The organism is Pseudonocardia sp. 2-7, from assembly GCF_056341085.1.
The window spans coordinates 4,011,039-4,030,745 of record NZ_CP094507.1 but is presented as its reverse complement, the minus strand read 5'-3'; the positions used below and the strand labels follow the sequence as shown (position 1 = coordinate 4,030,745).

The window sequence follows — 19,707 nt, the reverse complement described above, 5'->3', positions numbered from 1 at the left end:
CGAGGACCCCGTGAAGCTCAATCTGAAGGTCTGGCGCCAGCGCGACGCGGTCGACAAGGGTCGCCTGGTGAACTACACCGTCGACGCCGACGAGGACATGTCGTTCCTCGAGATGCTCGACGTGCTCAACGAGAAGCTGATCCTCTCCGGCGACGAGCCGGTCGCGTTCGACCACGACTGCCGCGAGGGCATCTGCGGCTCGTGCAGCATGGTCATCGACGGCCGGCCGCACGGCCCGCAGCGGGCGACCACCACCTGCCAGCTGCACATGCGGCACTACTCCGACGGCGACACCATCGTCATCGAGCCGTTCCGTTCGGGCTCCTTCCCGGTCATCAAGGACCTCGTCGTCGACCGCGCCGCGTTCGACAAGATGATCCAGGCCGGCGGCTACGTCTCGGTGAACACCGGGTCGGCGCCGGAGGCCAACTCCAACGCCGTGCCGAAGGTCGCCGCGGACCGCTCGTTCGCCGCGGCGAACTGCATCGGCTGCGGTGCCTGCGTCGCGGCCTGCCCGAACGGGTCGGCGTCGCTGTTCCTGGGCGCGAAGCTGACCCACCTGGGTGAGCTGCCGCAGGGCCAGCCGGAGCGCTACGAGCGCGTCGTCAGCATGGTGGAGGAGCACGAGGCCGCCGGCTTCGGTGGCTGCACCAACACCGGCGCCTGCGCCACCGCCTGCCCGAAGGAGATCCCGCTCGACGTGATCTCCCAGCTGAACCGCGACTACCTCGCGGCCACGGTGGGCGGCCGCAAGAAGTAGCGGACCCGCGACGACGGCCGGGGCCCGGTCACCACCGCAGTGGTGACCGGGCCCCGTTGTCGTCGGCGAGCCGGTCGCTCAGACCAGGCCGAGCGCCAGCATCGCGTCGGCGACCCGGGCGTAGCCCGCGATGTTCGCCCCGGCGACGTAGTCGCCCGGTCGTCCGTACTCCTCGGCGGTGGCGTGGCAGCGGTCGTGGATGTCGGTCATGATCTCGCTCAGCCGGTTCTCCGAGTACTCGAAGCTCCACGAGTCGCGCGAGGCGTTCTGCTGCATCTCCAGCGCCGACGCCGCGACACCGCCGGCGTTCGCGGCCTTGCCCGGGGCGAAGATCGCGCCCCCCTCGCGCAGCACCTCCACCGCGTCCGGGGTCGTCGGCATGTTCGCGCCCTCACCGACGAACAGGCATCCCGAGCGCAGCAGGGCGCGAGCGCCGTCGGCGTCGAGCTCGTTCTGGGTCGCCGAGGGCAGCGCGACCTGGCAGGGCACGTCCCAGATGGAGCGGTCGGTGGAGAACTCGGCGCGCCCGATCTTGTCGGTGTAGACGTGCAGCCGCTCGCGCCGGACCTCCTTGATGTCCTTGAGCAGTTCCAGGTCCACCCCCTGGGGGTCGTGCACGACGCCGTCGGAGTCCGACACCGCGACGACCCGGCCGCCGAGCTGGTGGACTTTCTCCACGGTGTAGAGCGCGACGTTGCCCGAGCCGGACACCACGACGTCCTTGCCCTCCAGCGAGTCCCCGCGGACCTCCAGGGCGCGACGGGCGAAGAACGCGCTGCCGTAGCCGGTGGCCTCGCGCCGGACCTGCGCACCGCCGAAGGCCAGCGCCTTCCCGGTCAGCACACCGGACTCGTAGCGGTTGGTGATGCGCTTGTACTGGCCGAACAGGTAGCCGAGCTCGCGGCCGCCGACACCCATGTCCCCGGCGGGGACATCGGTGTACTCACCGAGGTGGCGGTAGAGCTCGGTCATGAAGCTCTGGCAGAAGCGCATGATCTCGCGATCGGAGCGCCCCCGCGGGTCGAAGTCCGATCCGCCCTTGCCGCCGCCGATCGGCAGCCCGGTCAGGGCGTTCTTGAAGATCTGTTCGAAGCCGAGGAACTTGACCGTCCCGAGCAGCACGGTCGGGTGGAACCGCAGACCGCCCTTGAACGGGCCCAGCGCGCTGTTGAACTCCACCCGGAAGCCCCGGTTGATGTGGATGTCCCCGTCGTCGTCCTCCCACGGCACCCGGAAGATGATCTGCCGCTCGGGCTCGCAGATCCGCTCGACGATCCGCGCCTCGGCGTACTCCGGGTGCTTGTCCACAGCCGGGCCGATGCTCTCCAGCACCTCGTGGACGGCCTGGTGGAACTCGGTCTCGCCCGGGTTGCGGTCCAGGACGCGCTGGTGGATGGGTTCGAGGGTGGGGTGCATCGGTGCTGCTCGTTCTCCTCTCGGCGACCGGCAGGGCGCCGGCGGCCGGTCACGGACCGGGGATGCCCGGGATCGGCCGGGTCGACTGTTCATGAGACCACCGCGGCCGTTCCGCAGAGGCATCGATCGGATCACAGACGGTGTGACCCCGGCCGCTGTGAGCCACATCTCCATTCGGGACCGAATCGGGCACCGACGTAGATCACATGTGATCCGCGTCGTATTCTCTGGCGGTCCCGCGCCCCCGCGTGGTGACGAGTTGGACACGGCGCTGTGTCCGGGCCCGCACCGGGTCATGGTGCCGGTGAGACGACAGGAGCTCCCGCGCGTGTCATCCACCACTGACACCGGCGGCCGGGCCGGCTCGGGCCGGGCAACCATCGCTGCACGCACGCTGCGCACCGACCGATGGTGGCTCCCACCGCTCGCGACCTTCGTCGCGTTCGTCGCCTGGGTCGCCTACGCCACGGTGCGGGCCTTCATGCAGGACCACTACTTCGTCGCCGAGTACGGCTATCTGACGCCGTTCTACTCGCCCTGCGTCTCGATGGGCTGCGTGGAGGAGGCCTCGCACTTCGGCCGGTTCCTGCCCGACGTGTGGTGGCTGCCCTACGCGGCGGTCTCCCTGCCGTTCCTGCTGCTGTTCCGGCTGACCTGCTACTACTACCGCAAGGCCTACTACCGGGCGTTCTGGCTCTCCCCGCCGGCCTGCGCGGTCGCCGAGCCGCACCGCCGCTACACCGGTGAGACGCGCTTCCCGCTGATCCTGCAGAACGCGCACCGCTACTTCTTCTACATCGCCGGGATCATCACGCTGATCAACGCCTACGACGCGGTGCTGGCCTTCGCCAAGCCCGGCGGCGGGTTCGGCCTGGGGCTGGGCAACATCATCCTGGTCGTGAACGTGGTGCTGCTGTTCGGCTACACACTCTCGTGCCACTCGTGCCGCAGCGCCGTCGGCGGGCGGCTCAACCACTTCTCGAAGCACCCGGTCCGCTACAAGCTGTGGACCCAGGTCTCGAAGCTGAACACGCGGCACAACCAGTTCGCGTGGGCGACGCTGGTGAGCCTCGCCGTCACCGACTTCTACGTCATGGCCGTCTCCGCCGGCTGGATCAGCGACCTGCGGATCGTGGGGTGAGCACCGAGATGGACGAACAGATCGAGCGGCACGACTACGACGTCGTCGTCATCGGGGCCGGCGGTGCCGGCCTGCGGGCGGCGATCGAGGCGCGGCTGCAGGGCAAGCGGACGGCAATCATCTCCAAGTCGCTGTTCGGCAAGGCGCACACCGTGATGGCCGAGGGCGGCTGCGCGGCGTCGATGGGCAACGCCAACCCGAACGACAACTGGCAGGTCCACTACCGCGACACCATGCGCGGCGGGAAGTTCCTCAACAACTGGCGGATGGCCGAGCTGCACGCCAAGGAGGCCCCGGACCGGGTCTGGGAGCTGGAGACCTACGGTGCGCTGTTCGACCGCACCACGGACGGCAAGATCAGCCAGCGCAACTTCGGCGGGCACACCTACCCGCGGCTGGCGCACGTCGGCGACCGGACCGGCCTGGAGCTGATCCGCACCCTGCAGCAGAAGGTCGTCTCGCTGCAGCAGGAGGACCTCGCCGAGACCGGCGACGCCGAGTCCCGCATCCGGGTCTTCCACGAGTGCACGATCACCGAGCTGTTCACCACCGACGGCGCGATCTCGGGCTGCTTCGGCTACTTCCGCGGCGACGGCCGGTTCGTGCGTTTCGACGCCCCGGCGATCGTGCTCGCCACCGGCGGGGTCGGGAAGAGCTACTCGGTCACGTCGAACTCCTGGGAGTACACCGGCGACGGCCACGCGCTGGCCCTGCGCGCCGGCGCGACGCTGATCAACATGGAGTTCCTGCAGTTCCACCCGACGGGCATGGTGTGGCCGCCCTCGGTGCGGGGCCTGCTGGTCACCGAGTCGGTCCGCGGCGACGGCGGCGTGCTGCGCAACACCGACGGCAAGCGGTTCATGTTCGAGTACGTGCCGGACGTGTTCAAGGAGCAGTACGCCACCTCCGAGGAGGAGGGCGACCGCTGGTACACCGACCCGGACAACAACCGGCGCCCGCCGGAGCTGCTGCCCCGCGACGAGGTGGCCCGGGCGATCAACTCCGAGGTCAAGGCCGGGCGCGGGACCGAGCACGGCGGGGTGTTCCTCGACGTGTCGACCCGGCTGAAGCCCGAGGAGATCCTCAAGCGGCTGCCGTCGATGCACCACCAGTTCAAGGAGCTGGCCGACGTCGACATCACCAAGGAGCCGATGGAGGTCGGCCCGACCTGCCACTACGTGATGGGCGGGGTGGAGGTCGAGCCGGACACCGCGATGTCGAAGGTGCCGGGGCTGTTCGCCGCGGGCGAGGTCGCGGGCGGCATGCACGGCTCCAACCGGCTCGGCGGCAACTCGCTGTCGGACCTGCTGGTGTTCGGCCGTCGCGCCGGGCTGCACGCCGCGCAGCACGCCGACGCCGGCCGGCCCGCCGTGGCCGAGTCCGACGTCGCCGCCGCGCTGGAGCGGGCGATGCTGCCGTTCTCCAGCGCCACCGAGGGCGGGGAGAACCCGTTCGTGGTGCAGCAGGAACTGCAGAAGACGATGCACGAGCTCGTCGGGATCATCCGCAAGGGCGACGAGATGGAGCTCGCCCTCAAGAAGCTCGAGGACATCGCCACCCGCACCCGCACCGTCTCGGTCGAGGGGCACCGCCGGTTCAACCCCGGCTGGCACCTGGCCCTGGACCTGCGGAACATGCTGCTCGTCGCGCTGTGCACCGGCAAGGCCGCGCTGGAGCGCCAGGAGTCCCGGGGCGGGCACACCCGCGACGACTTCCCGGTCATGGACTCGGACTGGCGGCACCTGCTGCTGGTGTGCCGGGCGATCGGCGAGGACGACGTCGAGCTGACCCGTCAGGAGCAGCTCCCGATGCGGTCGGACCTGTTCGACCTGTTCGAGATGGACGAGCTGAAGAAGTACTACACCGGAGACGAGCTGGGCGGTCACCGCGCCGACTCCGCGGAGGGGAACCAGTGAGCAGTCACCTGCACCACTTCCGCGTCTGGCGCGGCGACGACACCAAGGGCGAGCTGGTCGACTACCCGGTGGAGGTGAACGAGGGCGAGGTCGTCCTCGACGTCATCCACCGGCTGCAGGCCACCGAGGCCGGCGACCTGGCCGTGCGGTGGAACTGCAAGGCGGGCAAGTGCGGCTCGTGCTCGGCGGAGATCAACGGCCGGCCGCGGCTGATGTGCATGACGCGGATGAACACCTTCGACGACGCGGAGGTCGTCACCGTCACGCCGCTGCGCAGCTTCCCGGTGATCCGCGACCTCGTGACCGACGTGTCGTTCAACTACACCAAGGCCCGCGAGATCCCCAGCTTCACCCCGCCCGAGGGCGTGGCTCCGGGCGAGTACCGGATGGCGCAGGTCGACGTCGAGCGGAGCCAGGAGTTCCGCAAGTGCATCGAGTGCTACCTGTGTCAGAACACCTGCCACGTGGTCCGCGACCACGAGGAGAACAAGGAGGCGTTCGCCGGGCCGCGCTACCTGATGCGGATGGCGGAGCTGGACATGCACCCGCTCGACGCGCACGGCAACCGCGCCGTCGAGGCCCAGGAGGAGCACGGGCTGGGGTTCTGCAACATCACCAAGTGCTGCACCGAGGTGTGCCCCGAGCACATCAAGATCACCGACAACGCGCTCATCCCGCTCAAGGAGCGCGCGGTGGACCGCAAGTACGACCCGCTGGTGTGGCTGGGGGACAAGATCTTCCGGCGCTCCGGGAGCTGAGCGTGCCCGCGCACCCCGGCGGCGGGCGTCGCACCCGCCGCACGGGGTGCGGGGACCGCGCCGGGGGTGCGACGGGTCGCTCAGCGCTCCATCGACCGGCGGATCTCGGCGAGCCGGTCGGCGGCCTTGCGCTCGCGCTCGGCGAACGCGTCCTCCGCCTCCGCGGCGCGCGCGTCGCCGCCCGCGAGCTCCTCGGCGGCCGCCGCGGTGGCGGCGCGGCCCTCGATGCGGTCGCGCACGTAGGAGAACGTGGGGACGCCGTCGTCGGTGTAGTCGGTGACGGGCTCGACCGGGTCGGGGACGGCAGGGTCGGGCACGACCGGCTCCGGGTCGGGGACGGCGGGCAGGTGGGTCGGGTCGGTCATCGGGCCTCCTCGGTTCCGCCCTCGACGGTAGGCGATGAGAACGCCCCCGGTGGGCGGTCGTCACCGGTATGACGACCTTCGCGCTGGTCCCCGGGGCGGGGACCGACACCTGGTACTGGGGTCCGCTGGAACGGGAGCTGACCCGGCGCGGCCACCGCGCGGTGCCGGTCGAGCTGCCCTGCGACGACGACACCGCCGGGCTGGAGACCTACGCCGACGCCGTCGTGGCCGCGGTCGGCGGTGCCGACGACCTCGTGGTCGTCGCGCACTCCTTCGGCGGGTTCAGCGCACCGCTGGTGTGCGACCGGATCGCGGTGCGTGGGCTCGTCCTGGTGACGGCGATGGTGCCGCTGCCGGGCGAGTCCGCGGCGCAGTGGGGCGACGCGACCGGCGCCGGGGTGGCGCTCGCCGAGCAGGACGCCCGCGACGGGCGCGACCCCGACGACGTCGTCGGGCTCTTCTACCACGACGTCGAGGAGTCGGTGGCGAACGAGGCACTGCGTCACGAGCGCGACCAGTCCGCGACGCCGTGGACCCAGCCGTGGCCGCGTGCGGCCTGGCCGGACGTGCCGACCCGGTACCTGCTGTGCCGCGAGGACAAGCTGTTCCCGGCCGCGTTCGTCCGGGCGATGCTCGCCCGGCGGCTGCGCGGCGTCGTGCCCGAGATGGTCCCCGGCGGGCACCACCCGATGCTGTCGCACCCCGGCGCGCTGGCCGCGGCGGTGCTCGGTCGCTGAGGGCAGGCGATGATGGCGCCGTGGCGCGCACGCGGATCCGGGAGCTGGTGGTGGTGCACGACGCGGCCTGCGCGCCGTGCTCGCGGATCGCACGGGAGCTGCCGGGCTGCGTGACCGTCCGGGTCCGTGCGCGGTCCTGCCACGAGCCACGGCTGGCCGAGATCTACCCGAACCTGCCGGCCGCCGTCGCCGGGTGCCGGGCGCCCGCGGTCGGTGTGCTCCGCACCGACGGGCAGGTCCGCTGGTGGACCGGGATGCGCGGGATCGTCGGGCTGGCGCCGGTGCTGCGGCCCGGCGCGCTGCCGGTCGCGGTCCGGCTGCTGCGGGAGGCGGCCGCGGTACGGCGCTGAGGCCGGGCCCCGGTGAGCCGGCCGTCGACGCACCGGAGATCCTGGTCGGACCCGACTCGCCGTCCGACCGGAGGGACCCACCCGTGGACACCGTCGCCCGCCCCCTCGACCACGGGCCGGCCCTGCTGTTCTGCCCCGGCGACCGGCCCGACCGGTTCGCCAAGGCGCTCGCCGCGGCCGACGCCGTCATCCTCGACCTGGAGGACGCCGTCGGCCCGGACGACAAGGACGGCGCCCGGGACGCCGTCGTCGCCGCGCTGGCGGAGCTGGACCGCACCCGGGTGGTCGTGCGGGTCAACGCGCCCGGCGCCCCCGCCCACGACGGCGACGTCGCCGCGCTGGCCGCCCACCCCGACCTCACCCTGATGCTGCCGATGGCGACGAGCGCCGCCGCGGTGGAGGCGCTGGCCCCGCACCCGGTGATCGCGCTGTGCGAGACCGCGCACGGGGTGCTGGAGGCGCCGTCGATCGCCCGGGCGTCGAACTGCGCGGGCCTGATGTGGGGCAGCGAGGACCTGCTCGCCGACCTGGGCGGGCGCACCGGGCGCGCGGCCGGCGGCGGCTACGGACCGGCCCTCACCGAGGCCCGCACCCGGATCCTCTACGCCGCCCGCGCCGCGGGCCGGGCCCCGGTCGACACGGTGCTCACCGACATCGCCGACACCGACACCCTGCTCGCCGACGCCGTCGACGCGGCGAACGCCGGGTTCGCGGCGAAGGTGTGCATCCACCCGTCGCAGGTGGAGGTCGTCCGCCGCGGGTTCCGGCCCGGTGACGACGAGACCGAGCACGCCCGCGCCCTGCTCGCCGAGGCGGAGCGGCACCCCGGGGTCTTCCGGTTCGGCGGGGAGATGGTCGACGCACCGGTGCTCGCCCGGGCCCGGGCGACCCTGCGGCTGGCCGAGGCATAGACGGCGCCGATCGCAGCGCTCGGATGCATCGACCTACGGGCACGGCGGCCCGGCGATGACTACCGTGGGCGCCGTGACGATCTCCGGGTACGGGTCGTGGCCGACACCGGTCACGTCCGAAGTGGTGGTGACGGCCGCGGTGCGGCTCGGGGAGGTCCGCCCCGACGGTGCGCCCGGCACCGAGGACACCGGCGTGGTCTGGGCCGAGGGCCGCGCCGCGGAGGGCGGCCGGACCCAGCTGGTGCGCCGTACCGGCGGCGACGCCGCGGGCTCGCGCACCGATCTGCTGCCCGAGGGCGCGAACGCCCGCTCGGCGGTCCACGAGTACGGCGGCGGCGCGTGGTGGCTGCACGCCGGCAGCCCCGGCGTCGTCTGGTACGTCGAGTGGGCCGACCAGCGCCTGTACCGGCTCGACCGCGGCGCCGCCCCGGTCGCGCTCACCCCGGAGCCCGCGGTGCCCCGTGGCGACCGCCACGCCGACGGCGACGTCGCCCCCGACGGCACCTGGATGGTCGTGGTCCGCGAGCGCCACCACGCCGCGCACACCCCGGCCGCCGAGGTCGTCAACGAGATCGTGCGGCTCGACGCCCGCGCCCCGTCGGAGCCGGAGGTGCTGGTCGGCGGCCCGGACTTCGTCGCCGCGCCGCGGATCTCCCCGGACGGCGGCACGCTGGCCTGGCTGTCCTGGAACCACCCGTCGATGCCGTGGGACGACGTCGAGCTCACCGTCCGCGACCTGGCGTCCGGGGTGGACACCGTCGTCGCGGGCGGGCCGGGGGAGTCGGTCACCGAGCCGCAGTGGCAGCCCGACGGGTCGCTCACCTTCATCAGCGACCGCACCGGCTGGTGGAACCTCTACCGCTGGCTGCCCGGCCACGACATCGAGGCGCTCGTGCGCATCGACGCCGAGATCGGCGTGCCCGGCTGGGTGCTGGGCGGGTCGCGCTACGCCGTCCTGGAGGACGGCCGCGTCGTGTTCGCCCGCTCCTCGCGGGGCTTCGACGCGCTGGTCGTGCGGGAGGTCGACGGCCGGATCATCGAGCTCGACACCCCGTTCACCGCGATCGGCTCGGTGCGCGCCGACGGGCCCTACGCCGTCGTCTGCGTCGCCGGGTCGCCCACCGCCGAGCCGGGCGTGCACCGCGTCGTGCCCGCCCCGGACGGCGCGGGGGAGCCCGGCGCGGCCGGGGTGCAGACCCTGCGCGCCCCGCGCGACCTCGGCCTGCACCCGGAGACCGTGTCGGTGCCCGAGCCCATCACGTTCCTGTCCTCGGACGCCGCGGGCAGCCCGCGCACCGGCTACGCGCTGTTCTACCCGCCGCCGGCCGGCCACGACGCCCCCGAGGGCGAGCTGCCGCCGCTGCTCGTCGTCATCCACGGCGGGCCGACCGGCTCCGCGACCCCGGTCCTCTCGGTCGCCGTGCAGTACTGGACCAGCCGCGGGTTCGGCGTCGTCGACGTCGACTACGGCGGCTCCACCGGCTACGGCCGCGCCTACCGCGAGCAGCTGAAGGGCGCCTGGGGGATCGTCGACGTCGCCGACTGCCTCGCCGCGGCCCGCACGCTCGCCGACACCGGCCGCGTCGACCCGGCCCGGATGGCGATCCGCGGCGGCTCCGCGGGCGGGTTCACCACCCTGGCCGCCCTCGCCCGCGACGACACCCCGTTCTCCGCCGGGGCGGACCACTTCGGCGTCGCCGACCTGGCCGCGCTCGCCCGGGACACCCACAAGTTCGAGTCCCGCTACCTCGACGGCCTGGTCGGGCCGTGGCCCGCGGCGGAGGCGGTGTACACCGAGCGCTCCCCGCTCACCCACGTGGGGCGTTTCCGCACCCCGCTGATCGTGCTCCAGGGCGACGAGGACGCCATCGTCCCGCCCAACCAGTCGGAGATGATCGTCGACGCGCTGCGCGGGCGCGGGGTGCCGGTCGCCTACCTGCTGTTCGCCGGGGAGCAGCACGGCTTCCGGCAGGCCGCGAACATCCGCCGGGCCCTCGACGCCGAGCTCGCGTTCTACTCCCGGGTGTTCGGGTTCGCGCTGCCCGCGGAGGAGGGCATCGAGCCGGTGGAGATCGAGAACCTGTGAGCGCGGGGCACTTCATCGCCCGCATGTCCCTCGATCCCGCGGCCCCGTCGCGCGGCTACCCGTTCGAGCTCCCCGTGGTCCGGTGGCTGCGCGAGCAGGGCGGGCTCGCGCTCTACCCGGGCGTGACGTTCCTGGTGGGGGAGAACGGGTCCGGGAAGTCGACGCTGGTGGAGGCGGTCGCCGTCGCAGTGGGGCTGAACCCCGAGGGCGGGTCGCGGTCGTTCCGGTTCGCGACCCGGGCCAGCGAGTCCGACCTCGGGTCGCACCTGCGGGTCGCCCGGCGGCCGGGCCGGGAGCGCACCAGCTTCTTCCTGCGTGCGGAGTCGTACTACAACGTCGCGTCCGAAGTGGAACGACTCGACCGGGAGCCGGGCGGCCCGCCGCTGCTGCCGGCCTACGGCGGCTCCGGGCACGAGCGCAGCCACGGCGAGTCGTTCCTGGCGCTGCTGCGCCACCGGTTCTTCCCGCGCGGCCTCTACCTGCTCGACGAGCCGGAGGCCGCCCTGTCGGTCACCGGGGCCCTGGCGGTGCTCGCCCGGATGACCGACCTGACCGCGCGGGGCAGCCAGTTCGTCGTCGCGACCCACTCGCCGGTGCTGCTCGCGCTGCCCGGGGCGACGATCCTGGAGATCGGCGACGACGGCGCGGTCCGCCGCGTCGGGTACGACGAGGCGCTCCCGGTCGTGCTGACGCGGGGGTTCCTCGCCGACCCGGACGCATTCCTGCGGCACCTGTAGACGACCTCGGCCCCGCGAGGACAGGACGTCCTCCCGGGGCCGTGTCCACGAACGTCAGGCCGCGCCGCCCCCGTACCCGGCGCCGGACGGCACCTGCGGCGCGGTCAGCTCCGGGTCGGCGGGCTTCGCCCCGCCGCTGCGCGGCCCCTGCGACAGCCGCCGCTCCACCAGCCGCGAGATCCCGGTCAGGATCAGGCACAGCCCGATGTAGATCACCGCGATGACCAGCGCGACCGGCAGGATCGGCGAGCCCAGCTGGTTCTGGCTGCCCAGGAAACGCGCCTGGTAGAGCAGCTCGGGGTAGAGGATGATGAAACCGAGCGCGGTGTCCTTCAGGACCACGACGAGCTGCGACAGGATCGTCGGCAGCATCGAGCGCAGCGCCTGCGGGAGCAGCACGTTCGTCATCACCGGGGTCTTGCGCATCCCGAGCGCGTAGGCGGCCTCGCGCTGACCGCGGGGCACCGCGTTGACGCCGGCGCGGAACACCTCGGCGAGCACCGAGCCGTTGTAGAGCATCAGGCCGAGCACGACCGCCCAGAAGGCGTCGATCTCGATGCCGAGCCCGCGGGAGAGGCCGAAGTACAGGATGAAGATCAGCACCAGCAGCGGGACGGCGCGGAAGAACTCGACGACCGTCGTCGCCGGGACGCTGACCCAGCGGTGGTCAGAGAGCCGTCCCGCGGCGAAGAACGCGCCGAAGGCCAGCGACAGCACCGCGGCCACCGCGAAGGCGCTGATCGTCGCCCAGAGCGCCCCGAGCAGCAGGTACTGGATGCGGACGTAGGTGATCCACTCCCACAGCCGCGGGGAGAACTGGCCGGCTTCGTAGAACCGCCAGACCACGAACCCGACCAGTGCCAGGACGACCAGCGTGCCGACCACGCCGAGGATCCGGTTGCGCCGGATCGCGGCCGGTCCGGGCACGTCGTAGAGGACCGAGCTCATCGGGCGACACCCCACTTCGCGTCGAGCCGCCGCTGCAGCAGCGTCAGCGGGACCACCAGGACCACGAAGATCGCCGCGATCCAGAGCAGGCCGATCATGACGTTGTAGCCGCGCTCGGAGAGCACGCTGTAGACGCTGCCCAGCTGGAACACCGCGAACCCGGAGGCGATCGTGGTGTTCTTCAGCAGCGCGATCTGGATGTTGGTCATCGGCGGGACGACCGCGCGCACGGCCTGCGGGAGCACGATCTGGCCCAGAGTCTGGGTGAAGGTGAAGCCGAGAGCCCGGGCCGCCTCGGCCTGGCCGACCGGCACGGTGTTGATGCCCGACCGGACGATCTCGCAGACGAACGCCGCGGTGTAGAGGGTCAGGCCGATGCAGGCCAGGGTGAAGAACGAGAACTCCACCAGCTCCAGGCGCGGGTAGGCGAAGGCGAAGAAGAACAGCACCAGGGTGAGCGGCGTGTTCCGCAGCAGCGTCACGTAGAGGCTGCCGAAGCTGCGCAGCACCGGCACCGGGCTGACCCGCAGACCGGCGATCAGGGTGCCGAGGATCAGCGAGCCGATCGCCGAGACGACGAACAGCCCGACGGTGCCGAGGATCGCGCGCCAGTACACGTCGGCGTTGTCCAGCAGGACGTTCACCGTGGTGCCCTCCTTCCGTACTCGTGGACGCGGCCGGCCCCCGGGACATCGGGGACCGGCCGCGCCGGGGGGTCAGTAGCGGTCGATCGTGGGCGGCTGGGCCTGGGTGCCGGACTTGCCCAGGGTGCCGTCGTAGATCGTCTTCCAGGTGCCGTCGTCGATCGCGGCCTGCAGCAGGTCGTTGACCTTGGTGCGCAGCGCGGTGTCGTTCTTCGGCAGGCCGATGCCGTAGGGCTCGGAGGAGAACTTCTCCCCGACGACCTTCAGCTGCTCCGGGTTCTGCGAGGCGTAGCCGAGCAGGATCGCGTCATCGGTGGTGACGGCGTCGACCTGGTTGTTGATCAGCTGGTCGACGCACTGGGTGTAGGTCTGGAACTCGACGATGTTCGCCGCCTCGGTGAGGTTCTGGTCCCGGACCCGCTGGATCGGGGTCGAGCCGGTGACCGAGCAGACCTTCTTGCCCTGCAGGGTCTGCGGGCCGGTGATCGCGTTGTCGTCGGCGCGCACGAGCAGGCCCTGGCCCGCGGTGTAGTACGGCCCGGCGAACCCGACGCGCTGCTTGCGCTTGTCGTTGATGGTGTAGGTGCCGACGTAGTAGTCGACCTCGCCGCGCTCGATGACGTCCTCACGTGCCGCGGACGGGACGACCTTGTAGTCGATCTGGTCCGGGGAGAAGCCGAGACCGCCGGCGACCATCCTGGCGATGTCGATGTCGAAGCCGGTGAACTGGCCCGTGGTGGCGTCGCGGAAACCGAGGCCCGGCTGGTCGTCCTTCACACCGACGATCACGCGGCCGCGCTGCTTCATCGCCGCGAACGTCGGCGAACCGGCGACCTCGACGTTCTGTGCGACGGTGGGCTCGTAGCCCGAGCCCTCGGCGCCCGGTGCGCCCTCCTGGCCGCAGCCGGCCAGGGCCAGGGCGGCGGCCATGGCGGCCGCCACCAGGATGCGGGTTCTCTTCACGTTCGCTCCGCTCGTCGGGGTGGGGTGGGTCAGTGGGAGAGGATCTTGCCGAGGAAGTCCTTGGCGCGGTCGCTGCGCGGCGCGGTGAAGAACTCGTCCGGGGTCGCGTCCTCGACGATCTCGCCGTCGCTCATGAACACGACGCGGTGCGCGGCCCGGCGGGCGAAGCCCATCTCGTGGGTCACGACGACCATCGTCATGCCCTCCTTGGCCAGCGAGGTCATGGTGTCGAGCACCTCGTTGACCATCTCCGGGTCCAGCGCCGAGGTCGGCTCGTCGAAGAGCATCACCTTCGGCTTCATCGCCAGCGCGCGGGCGATCGCCGCGCGCTGCTGCTGGCCGCCGGACAGCTGCGCCGGGTACTTGTCGCGCTGGTTCGCGATGCCGACGCGCTCCAGCAGCGCCAGCCCGGTCTTCTCGGCCTCGGCCTTGGAGGCGCCGCGGACCTTGAGCGGGGCCAGCGTGACGTTCTCCAGGATCGTCTTGTGCGCGAACAGGTTGAACGACTGGAAGACCATGCCGACGTCGGCCCGCAGGGCGGCCAGCGCCTTGCCCTCCGCCGCCAGTGCGGTGCCGTCGATCTCGATCGTGCCGGTGTCGATCGGCTCGAGCCGGTTGATCGTGCGGCAGAGTGTGGACTTGCCGGAACCGGAGGGGCCGAGGACGACGACGACCTCACCACGGGCGACGTCGAGATCGATGTCGCGCAGCACGTGGAGGTCGCCGAAGTGCTTCTGCACCCCGGCCATCCGCACCATGGGAGTGCTGGACGCGGGCGGGCTGGTCATGCTGCCTCCGGACATGGCGAGAGCCTGGACGGAACGGACATGCGAGTCCACCACCTTGAGGAACCTTTAGGGTCTCGGCCACGTAACGGAAAGGGCGGGCAGCGGTGCACATCCTGCTGATCGAGGACGACGACCGGGTCGCCGCCGCGCTGCGCCCGGCGCTGCACCGGCACGGGATGACCACGACCCGCCTCGACCACGGCCGCGGCGCCGTCGACCACCTCGACGGCGTCGACGTCGTACTGCTCGACCTGGGCCTCCCCGACGCCGACGGGCTCGACGTCTGCCGTGCGATCCGCGCCGTCTCCGAGGTCCCGGTGCTGATGGTGACCGCCCGCGGCGAGGTCACCGACCGCATCGCCGGGCTGCACACCGGCGCCGACGACTACCTGGTCAAGCCCTACGACATCGGCGAGCTCGTGGCCCGGGTGCACGCGGTGCAGCGCCGCCGCAAGGTCGGTGACGACGGGTCGGTCGCCCCGGCCGGGTCGGCCCCGGTGACCGTCGGCGACGTCCGCGTCGACCCCGAACGGCACGAGGTCACCGTCGCCGGGGAGCAGGTGGTGCTCACCCGCAAGGAGTTCCAGGTGCTGTCGCTGCTCGCCCGCGCCGACGGCGCCGTCTGCACCCGCGCCCAGATCGTCGCCGAGGTGTGGGGGCGCGGCTGGGCGGGCGCGAACCGGACCCTCGACGTGCACGTGGCGACCCTGCGGACCAAGCTCGGCCGCCCCGAGCTGGTGCGCACCGTGCGCGGCGTCGGGTACCGCTTCGCCGCCACCGAGGACTGACCCGTGCGCAGCCGGCTGCTGCTGGTCGTGCTCGTGCTCGTCGGCCTGCTCGCCGCCGGGCTGGGCGTCCCGCTGGCCTGGACCGCCGCCCAGCGCGCCCAGGAGGAGGTCTTCACCGACCGGCTCACCGACACGATCTCCTTCGCCTCCACCGCGCAGCGCCCGCTCATCGAGGCCCCCGCGGGCAGCTCCGCGCTCACCACCTTCACCGACGAGATCACCCGCTACGACGACGTCTACGGGGTCGCGGTGCTCGTGCTCGACCGGACCGGCCGGACACTGACCGCGTCCCGCCCGGCAGACCGGCTGCCCGAGCTGGGGGACTACGCCACGGAGCGGACCGCGGTCGCGCTGGCCGGGCGCCGCTCGTCGACCTACCCGCTGCTGATGCCGTGGGACGCCCGGCCGCTGGTGCTGGCCGAGCCGGTGCTCGTCGACGGCGAGGTCGTCGGCGCGGTGGCGACGGTGTCACCGACCGACGCACTGCGGGCCGAGGCGGTGCGCACCTGGTCGCTGATCGCCGGGGCCGCGGTGTTCGCGCTGCTCGCCGGCACCCTGGTCGCGCTGCCGCTGACCGCCTGGGTGCTGCGCCCGGTCCGCCGGCTCGACGAGGCGATGGGCCGGGTCGGGACGGCCGTCGTCGCCGGGGGGCCGCCCGGTCCGCCGTCGCGGCGCAGCGGCCCGCCGGAGCTGCGCTCGCTGGCCGGGTCGTTCGACCGGATGACCGAGACGGTGCGCGAGGCGCTGGCCGCGCAGCGCGCGTTCGTCGCCGACGCCTCCCACCAGCTGCGGAACCCGCTCACGGCGCTGCGCCTGCGGCTGTCCAACCTCGACGGGCACGTCGACCCGGCCGCCGCCGACGACCACCTCGCGGCGATGGAGGAGGCCGAGCGGCTGTCCCGGGTGCTCGACGGGCTGCTCGCGCTGGCCCGCGCCGAGCGCGCGGTGGAGGACCCGGGCGACGCCGAGGACACCGACCTCGACGTCGTCATCGCCGAGCGGGTGGACAACTGGCGGCCGCTGGCCGAGCACTCCGGGATCGAGCTGCGCCGCAGCGGCCCGCACGGCCTGCACGCCCTGATCGGCGAGCCCGCGCTGGAGTCGGTGCTCGACGCACTGCTGGACAACGCGCTCAAGTACACCCCGGCCGGGCGACGGGTGCGGGTCGCGACGCTGCGCACCGCGGACCGGATCGGTGTCAGCGTCGTCGACGGCGGGCCCGGCCTGGCGCCGGAGGACCGGGCCCGGGCCACCGACCGGTTCTGGCGGGCGCCCGGTCAGACCAACGTCGAGGGCAGCGGGCTGGGTCTGGCCATCGCGGTGCGGACCGCCGCCGCGGCCGGCGGGAGCCTGCAGCTGGGCGCCGCCCCGGGCGGCGGGCTGCGGGTCACGCTGTGGCTGCGCCCGGGGGCGGCTCAGTAGCCCTTGGTGGCCCGGTAGAACGCGACGGCGCCGTCGTGCAGCGGGATCGGCTGGGTGCCGATCGCCGAGCGGGAGTCGACGGTCACCGCCGCCGGGCTGGCCTGGGCCAGTCGCGGCTGCTCGTCGAAGGCGGCGCGGATGAGCGCACCGGCCAGGTCGGCAGCCATCCCCTCGGTGACCAGCAGAGCGTTGCGCACCGACAGGCACGACACCGGGCCGGGCAGGCCGTAGGTGTTCGCGGGGACCGTCGCCACCGAGTAGACGGGATACCGGTCACGCATGCGGTCGAGCACGCCGCCGAGCTCCAGCAGCCGGATCGGGACCTGTGCGGCCAGCTCCCGCACGCCGTCGGTGGGGACCCCGCCGGACCAGAAGAACGCGTCGAGGCCGTTCTCGCGCAGCGCCGCCGCCGCGTCCGTGAGGCCCAGCTCCGCGCGGGTGCCCAGGCCCGCGACGCCGATCCCGGCCACGTCGAGCAGCCGGATCGCGATCGGCTGGTAGCCGCTGCCACCCGGGCCGATCGACACCCGTCGTCCGCGCAGGTCGGCGATGCTGCGCAGGCCGGAGTCGGCGCGCACGACGATGTGGGTGACGTCGTCGTAGAGCCGGGCCAGTGCGCGCGGCTCGGCCGGGCCGGTGGTGCGGGCGGCGACGTCGGCGGCCACGTCGACCTGGCTGATCGTGACCGCGGCCGCCCCGGTGGTCAGGAGTTCCATGTTCTGTGCGCTGCCCGCGGTCTCCAGCACCTGCGGGGCCGCGGCGAGCCCGAGCCGTTCCCGCCAGATCTCCGACAGCGTGCGCGCGAGGTTGATGTACACCCCCGGCTGCACCCCGCCGGCGATCACCAGCGGGGCGGCGGGCCGGGGCCCGGTACAGGCGGCCAGCCCCGCCCCCAGACCGAGCGCCGCCCCCGCGCGCAGCACGGTGCGCCTCGTCAGCGGGGGCCCGGGCCGGTGCACCCGCCCATCATCCCCGACGGCCCCGTCCCGGCGTCGTCGCACCGGGCGCCTACCCTCGGGTGTGTGAGCCGCAGCTACACCGTGCGCACCTACGGGTGCCAGATGAACGTGCACGACTCGGAGCGGATGGCCGGTCTGCTGGAGGACGCCGGGTACGCCCGGGCCGAGGACCCCGACACCGCCGACGTCGTCGTGTTCAACACCTGCGCGGTGCGGGAGAACGCGGACAACAAGCTCTACGGCAACCTCGGGCACCTGCGCCCCCGCAAGGTCGCGAACCCGGACATGCAGATCGCCGTGGGCGGCTGCCTGGCCCAGAAGGACCGCGACACGATCACGCGGCGGGCCCCGTGGGTCGACGTCGTGTTCGGCACGCACAACGTGCACGCCCTGCCGACGCTGCTGGAGCGGGCCCGGCACAACGAACAGGCACAGGTCGAGATCGCCGAGGCGCTCGAGGTGTTCCCCTCGACGCTGCCCGCGCGCCGCGACTCCGCCTACGCCGGCTGGGTGTCGATCTCGGTGGGCTGCAACAACACCTGCACGTTCTGCATCGTGCCGTCGCTGCGCGGCAAGGAGCGCGACCGGCGCCCCGGCGACGTGCTCGCCGAGGTGCAGACCCTCGCCGCGGACGGCGTGCTCGAGGTGACCCTGCTGGGCCAGAACGTGAACGCCTACGGCTCGGACTTCCAGGAGGGCACCGCGGACAGGTCCGCCTTCGCGAAGCTCCTGCGGGCCTGCGGCGAGGTCGAGGGGCTGGAGCGGGTGCGGTTCACCAGCCCGCACCCGCGCGACTTCACCTCCGACGTGATCGCCGCGATGGCGCAGACCCCGAACGTCTGCCCGCAGCTGCACATGCCGTTGCAGTCCGGCTCCGACGACGTCCTGCGCCGGATGCGCCGCAGCTACCGCTCGGAGCGGTTCCTGTCGATCCTGGCCGAGGTGCGGGAGTCGATCCCGCACGCGGCGATCACCACCGACATCATCGTCGGTTTCCCCGGCGAGACCGAGCAGGACTTCCAGGACACCCTCGACGTCGTCGAGCGGGCCCGGTTCGCCGCGGCGTTCACCTTCCAGTACTCGAAGCGCCCCGGGACGCCCGCCGCGGACCTGCCCGACCAGCTGCCCAAGGCCGTCGTGCAGGAGCGCTACGAGCGCCTCGTCGCGCTGCAGGAGCGGATCTCCTGGGAGGAGAACCGCAAGCAGGAGGGCACCGAGGTCGAGCTGCTGGTGTCCACCGGCGAGGGCCGCAAGGACGCGGCGACCGCCCGGCTCACCGGCCGCGCCCGCGACGGGCGGCTCGTGCACTTCGCGCCAGGGGACGCGACCGGCATCCGGCCGGGCGACATCGTCACCGTCCGGATCGACCGCGGTGCCCCGCACCACCTCGTCGCCGACGGCGGTGTGCTCACCCACCGCCGCACCCGCGCCGGTGACGCAGCCGAGGCCGGCGAGCGCCCATCCGGGGCACCCACCACCCTGGGACTGCCCGCGTTCGGCGCCCCGGCGCCCGAGCCGGCACCCGCCGCGCCGTCCTGCGGCGTCCCCGCCACCACCGGAGGTACCCGATGAGCGACGTGTCCCCGGAGACCCGCGCCGAGATCGACCGGGCCGGGCGCGGTGTCGCCCGCCGGATCGACCCGGGCGCGCGCGCCATGCTGATCGCGGTGGCGATCGTCGCCGCCGTCGCCGCGCTGCTGCTCCCGTGGGTGGCGGGCACCCCGGGCTGGCAGGTGCTGGCCTCCGGCACCTCCGGGCCGCTGCCGACGCTGTTCTCGTTCACGATGACCGGGTTCGCCGTCGTGGTGTCCGCGGCCGCGCTGCTGACCCGGCTGTGGGCGCTCGCCTGGCTCGCGGCCTTCGGCTGCGGGATCTCCTCGGTGAACGGGCTGTGGGCGATCTGGTCGCAGCAGACCGGCGCCGAGGCCGGCCCCGGGTTCGGGATGGTCCTCGGCGTGATCGCGGTCGTGCTGCTGACCTTCGTGTGGGCGGGCGCCGCGCTGCAGCGCGACTGACCC

20 protein-coding genes are annotated in these 19,707 nt (G+C 73.0%); 13 read left to right on the top strand and 7 right to left on the bottom strand.

The window, feature by feature from the left end; genetic code table 11:
• Positions 1-10: 10 nt before the first annotated feature.
• Entirely contained in the window at positions 11-760 is a 750-nt protein-coding gene (locus tag MTO91_RS19350) for a succinate dehydrogenase/fumarate reductase iron-sulfur subunit (RefSeq protein WP_062396708.1), read from the top strand.
• Positions 761-838: 78 nt separating this feature from the next.
• Here MTO91_RS19350 and gdhA read toward each other — a convergent pair whose 3' ends face one another.
• Positions 839-2,176: an NADP-specific glutamate dehydrogenase gene (gene gdhA / locus MTO91_RS19345; RefSeq protein ID WP_161152219.1), complete on the bottom strand. Its 1,338-nt coding sequence runs from the start codon at positions 2,174-2,176 to the stop codon at positions 839-841.
• A gap of 328 nt (positions 2,177-2,504) precedes the next feature.
• Here gdhA and MTO91_RS19340 point away from each other — a divergent pair, with 328 nt between their 5' ends.
• From MTO91_RS19340 to MTO91_RS19330, 3 genes are read left to right on the top strand one after another with little or no spacing between them, the layout of a single operon-like run.
• Positions 2,505-3,317, top strand: a complete 813-nt coding sequence (locus MTO91_RS19340) for a hypothetical protein (protein WP_161152220.1) — start codon at positions 2,505-2,507, stop codon at positions 3,315-3,317.
• 8 nt (positions 3,318-3,325) lie between these two features.
• Complete coding sequence (locus MTO91_RS19335) at positions 3,326-5,233, top strand: fumarate reductase/succinate dehydrogenase flavoprotein subunit (RefSeq protein ID WP_224402406.1); 1,908 nt, start codon at positions 3,326-3,328, stop codon at positions 5,231-5,233.
• Positions 5,230-5,991: a succinate dehydrogenase/fumarate reductase iron-sulfur subunit gene (locus MTO91_RS19330; RefSeq protein ID WP_224401794.1), complete on the top strand. Its 762-nt coding sequence runs from the start codon at positions 5,230-5,232 to the stop codon at positions 5,989-5,991. The genes MTO91_RS19335 and MTO91_RS19330 overlap by 4 nt, the downstream gene beginning before the upstream one ends.
• A gap of 80 nt (positions 5,992-6,071) precedes the next feature.
• Here the strand turns inward: MTO91_RS19330 and MTO91_RS19325 are convergent, their stop codons facing one another.
• Complete coding sequence (locus MTO91_RS19325) at positions 6,072-6,356, bottom strand: hypothetical protein (RefSeq protein WP_224401795.1); 285 nt, start codon at positions 6,354-6,356, stop codon at positions 6,072-6,074.
• Positions 6,357-6,424: 68 nt separating this feature from the next.
• On the opposite strand from MTO91_RS19325, the gene MTO91_RS19320 reads away from it, so the two are divergent.
• The 5 genes from MTO91_RS19320 to MTO91_RS19300 all read left to right on the top strand — a co-directional run bounded on the left by MTO91_RS19320 (position 6,425) and on the right by MTO91_RS19300 (position 11,177).
• Complete coding sequence (locus MTO91_RS19320; RefSeq protein WP_476652177.1) at positions 6,425-7,093, top strand: alpha/beta fold hydrolase; 669 nt, start codon at positions 6,425-6,427, stop codon at positions 7,091-7,093.
• 20 nt (positions 7,094-7,113) lie between these two features.
• A complete protein-coding gene (locus tag MTO91_RS19315; RefSeq protein ID WP_073577418.1) occupies positions 7,114-7,443 on the top strand; it encodes a hypothetical protein in 330 nt (109 codons plus the stop codon).
• Positions 7,444-7,526: 83 nt separating this feature from the next.
• Positions 7,527-8,354 carry an HpcH/HpaI aldolase/citrate lyase family protein gene (locus tag MTO91_RS19310; RefSeq protein ID WP_476652175.1) on the top strand — a complete coding sequence of 276 codons (828 nt, stop codon included), beginning with the start codon at positions 7,527-7,529 and terminating at the stop codon, positions 8,352-8,354.
• Between the two features lie 73 nt (positions 8,355-8,427).
• On the top strand, positions 8,428-10,440 hold the full coding sequence (locus MTO91_RS19305; protein WP_307799263.1) for a S9 family peptidase: 2,013 nt from the start codon (positions 8,428-8,430) through the stop codon (positions 10,438-10,440).
• Entirely contained in the window at positions 10,437-11,177 is a 741-nt protein-coding gene (locus MTO91_RS19300) for an AAA family ATPase (protein ID WP_357439330.1), read from the top strand. The genes MTO91_RS19305 and MTO91_RS19300 overlap by 4 nt, the downstream gene beginning before the upstream one ends.
• Positions 11,178-11,231: 54 nt before the next feature.
• Here MTO91_RS19300 and MTO91_RS19295 read toward each other — a convergent pair whose 3' ends face one another.
• From MTO91_RS19295 to MTO91_RS19280, 4 genes are all read right to left on the bottom strand, one after another.
• Positions 11,232-12,125, bottom strand: coding sequence for an amino acid ABC transporter permease (locus MTO91_RS19295; RefSeq protein ID WP_476652173.1), 894 nt, complete (start codon positions 12,123-12,125; stop codon positions 11,232-11,234).
• Entirely contained in the window at positions 12,122-12,769 is a 648-nt protein-coding gene (locus MTO91_RS19290; RefSeq protein WP_062396684.1) for an amino acid ABC transporter permease, read from the bottom strand. The genes MTO91_RS19295 and MTO91_RS19290 overlap by 4 nt, the downstream gene beginning before the upstream one ends.
• A gap of 72 nt (positions 12,770-12,841) precedes the next feature.
• Positions 12,842-13,699, bottom strand: coding sequence for a glutamate ABC transporter substrate-binding protein (locus MTO91_RS19285; RefSeq protein ID WP_357439589.1), 858 nt, complete (start codon positions 13,697-13,699; stop codon positions 12,842-12,844).
• A 62-nt stretch (positions 13,700-13,761) separates the two neighbouring features.
• Positions 13,762-14,490, bottom strand: coding sequence for an amino acid ABC transporter ATP-binding protein (locus MTO91_RS19280; RefSeq protein ID WP_251786687.1), 729 nt, complete (start codon positions 14,488-14,490; stop codon positions 13,762-13,764).
• Between the two features lie 134 nt (positions 14,491-14,624).
• Here MTO91_RS19280 and MTO91_RS19275 point away from each other — a divergent pair, with 134 nt between their 5' ends.
• Both MTO91_RS19275 and MTO91_RS19270 read left to right on the top strand, forming a co-directional pair.
• Positions 14,625-15,308, top strand: coding sequence for a response regulator transcription factor (locus MTO91_RS19275; RefSeq protein ID WP_251786614.1), 684 nt, complete (start codon positions 14,625-14,627; stop codon positions 15,306-15,308).
• Between the two features lie 3 nt (positions 15,309-15,311).
• The gene (locus tag MTO91_RS19270) at positions 15,312-16,730 is read left to right on the top strand and encodes a sensor histidine kinase (RefSeq protein ID WP_073577426.1); all 1,419 of its coding nucleotides are present in this window, start codon (positions 15,312-15,314) and stop codon (positions 16,728-16,730) included.
• Here MTO91_RS19270 and MTO91_RS19265 read toward each other — a convergent pair.
• Entirely contained in the window at positions 16,724-17,689 is a 966-nt protein-coding gene (locus MTO91_RS19265) for a TAXI family TRAP transporter solute-binding subunit (RefSeq protein ID WP_476652171.1), read from the bottom strand. The genes MTO91_RS19270 and MTO91_RS19265 overlap by 7 nt on opposite strands.
• Before the next feature lie 63 nt (positions 17,690-17,752).
• Here MTO91_RS19265 and miaB point away from each other — a divergent pair, with 63 nt between their 5' ends.
• Positions 17,753-19,261: a tRNA (N6-isopentenyl adenosine(37)-C2)-methylthiotransferase MiaB gene (gene miaB, locus MTO91_RS19260; protein ID WP_350589114.1), complete on the top strand. Its 1,509-nt coding sequence runs from the start codon at positions 17,753-17,755 to the stop codon at positions 19,259-19,261.
• Positions 19,258-19,704, top strand: coding sequence for an Rv2732c family membrane protein (locus MTO91_RS19255; protein WP_226350500.1), 447 nt, complete (start codon positions 19,258-19,260; stop codon positions 19,702-19,704). Before miaB ends, MTO91_RS19255 begins: the two co-directional genes overlap by 4 nt.
• The last annotated feature ends 3 nt before the right edge of the window (positions 19,705-19,707 follow it).

What these genes read in the sequence shown, in the direction of transcription:
- MTO91_RS19320 (WP_476652177.1), top strand. Translation starts at nt 6,425, where the DNA reads ATGACGACCTTCGCGCTGGTCCCCGGGGCGGGGACCGACACCTGGTAC.
- MTO91_RS19295 (WP_476652173.1), bottom strand. Translation starts at nt 12,125, where the DNA reads ATGAGCTCGGTCCTCTACGACGTGCCCGGACCGGCCGCGATCCGGCGC.
- MTO91_RS19325 (WP_224401795.1), bottom strand. Translation starts at nt 6,356, where the DNA reads ATGACCGACCCGACCCACCTGCCCGCCGTCCCCGACCCGGAGCCGGTC.
- MTO91_RS19335 (WP_224402406.1), top strand. Translation starts at nt 3,326, where the DNA reads ATGGACGAACAGATCGAGCGGCACGACTACGACGTCGTCGTCATCGGG.
- MTO91_RS19280 (WP_251786687.1), bottom strand. Translation starts at nt 14,490, where the DNA reads ATGGTGCGGATGGCCGGGGTGCAGAAGCACTTCGGCGACCTCCACGTG.
- gdhA (WP_161152219.1), bottom strand. Translation starts at nt 2,176, where the DNA reads ATGCACCCCACCCTCGAACCCATCCACCAGCGCGTCCTGGACCGCAAC.
- MTO91_RS19255 (WP_226350500.1), top strand. Translation starts at nt 19,258, where the DNA reads ATGAGCGACGTGTCCCCGGAGACCCGCGCCGAGATCGACCGGGCCGGG.
- MTO91_RS19285 (WP_357439589.1), bottom strand. Translation starts at nt 13,699, where the DNA reads ATGGCCGCCGCCCTGGCCCTGGCCGGCTGCGGCCAGGAGGGCGCACCG.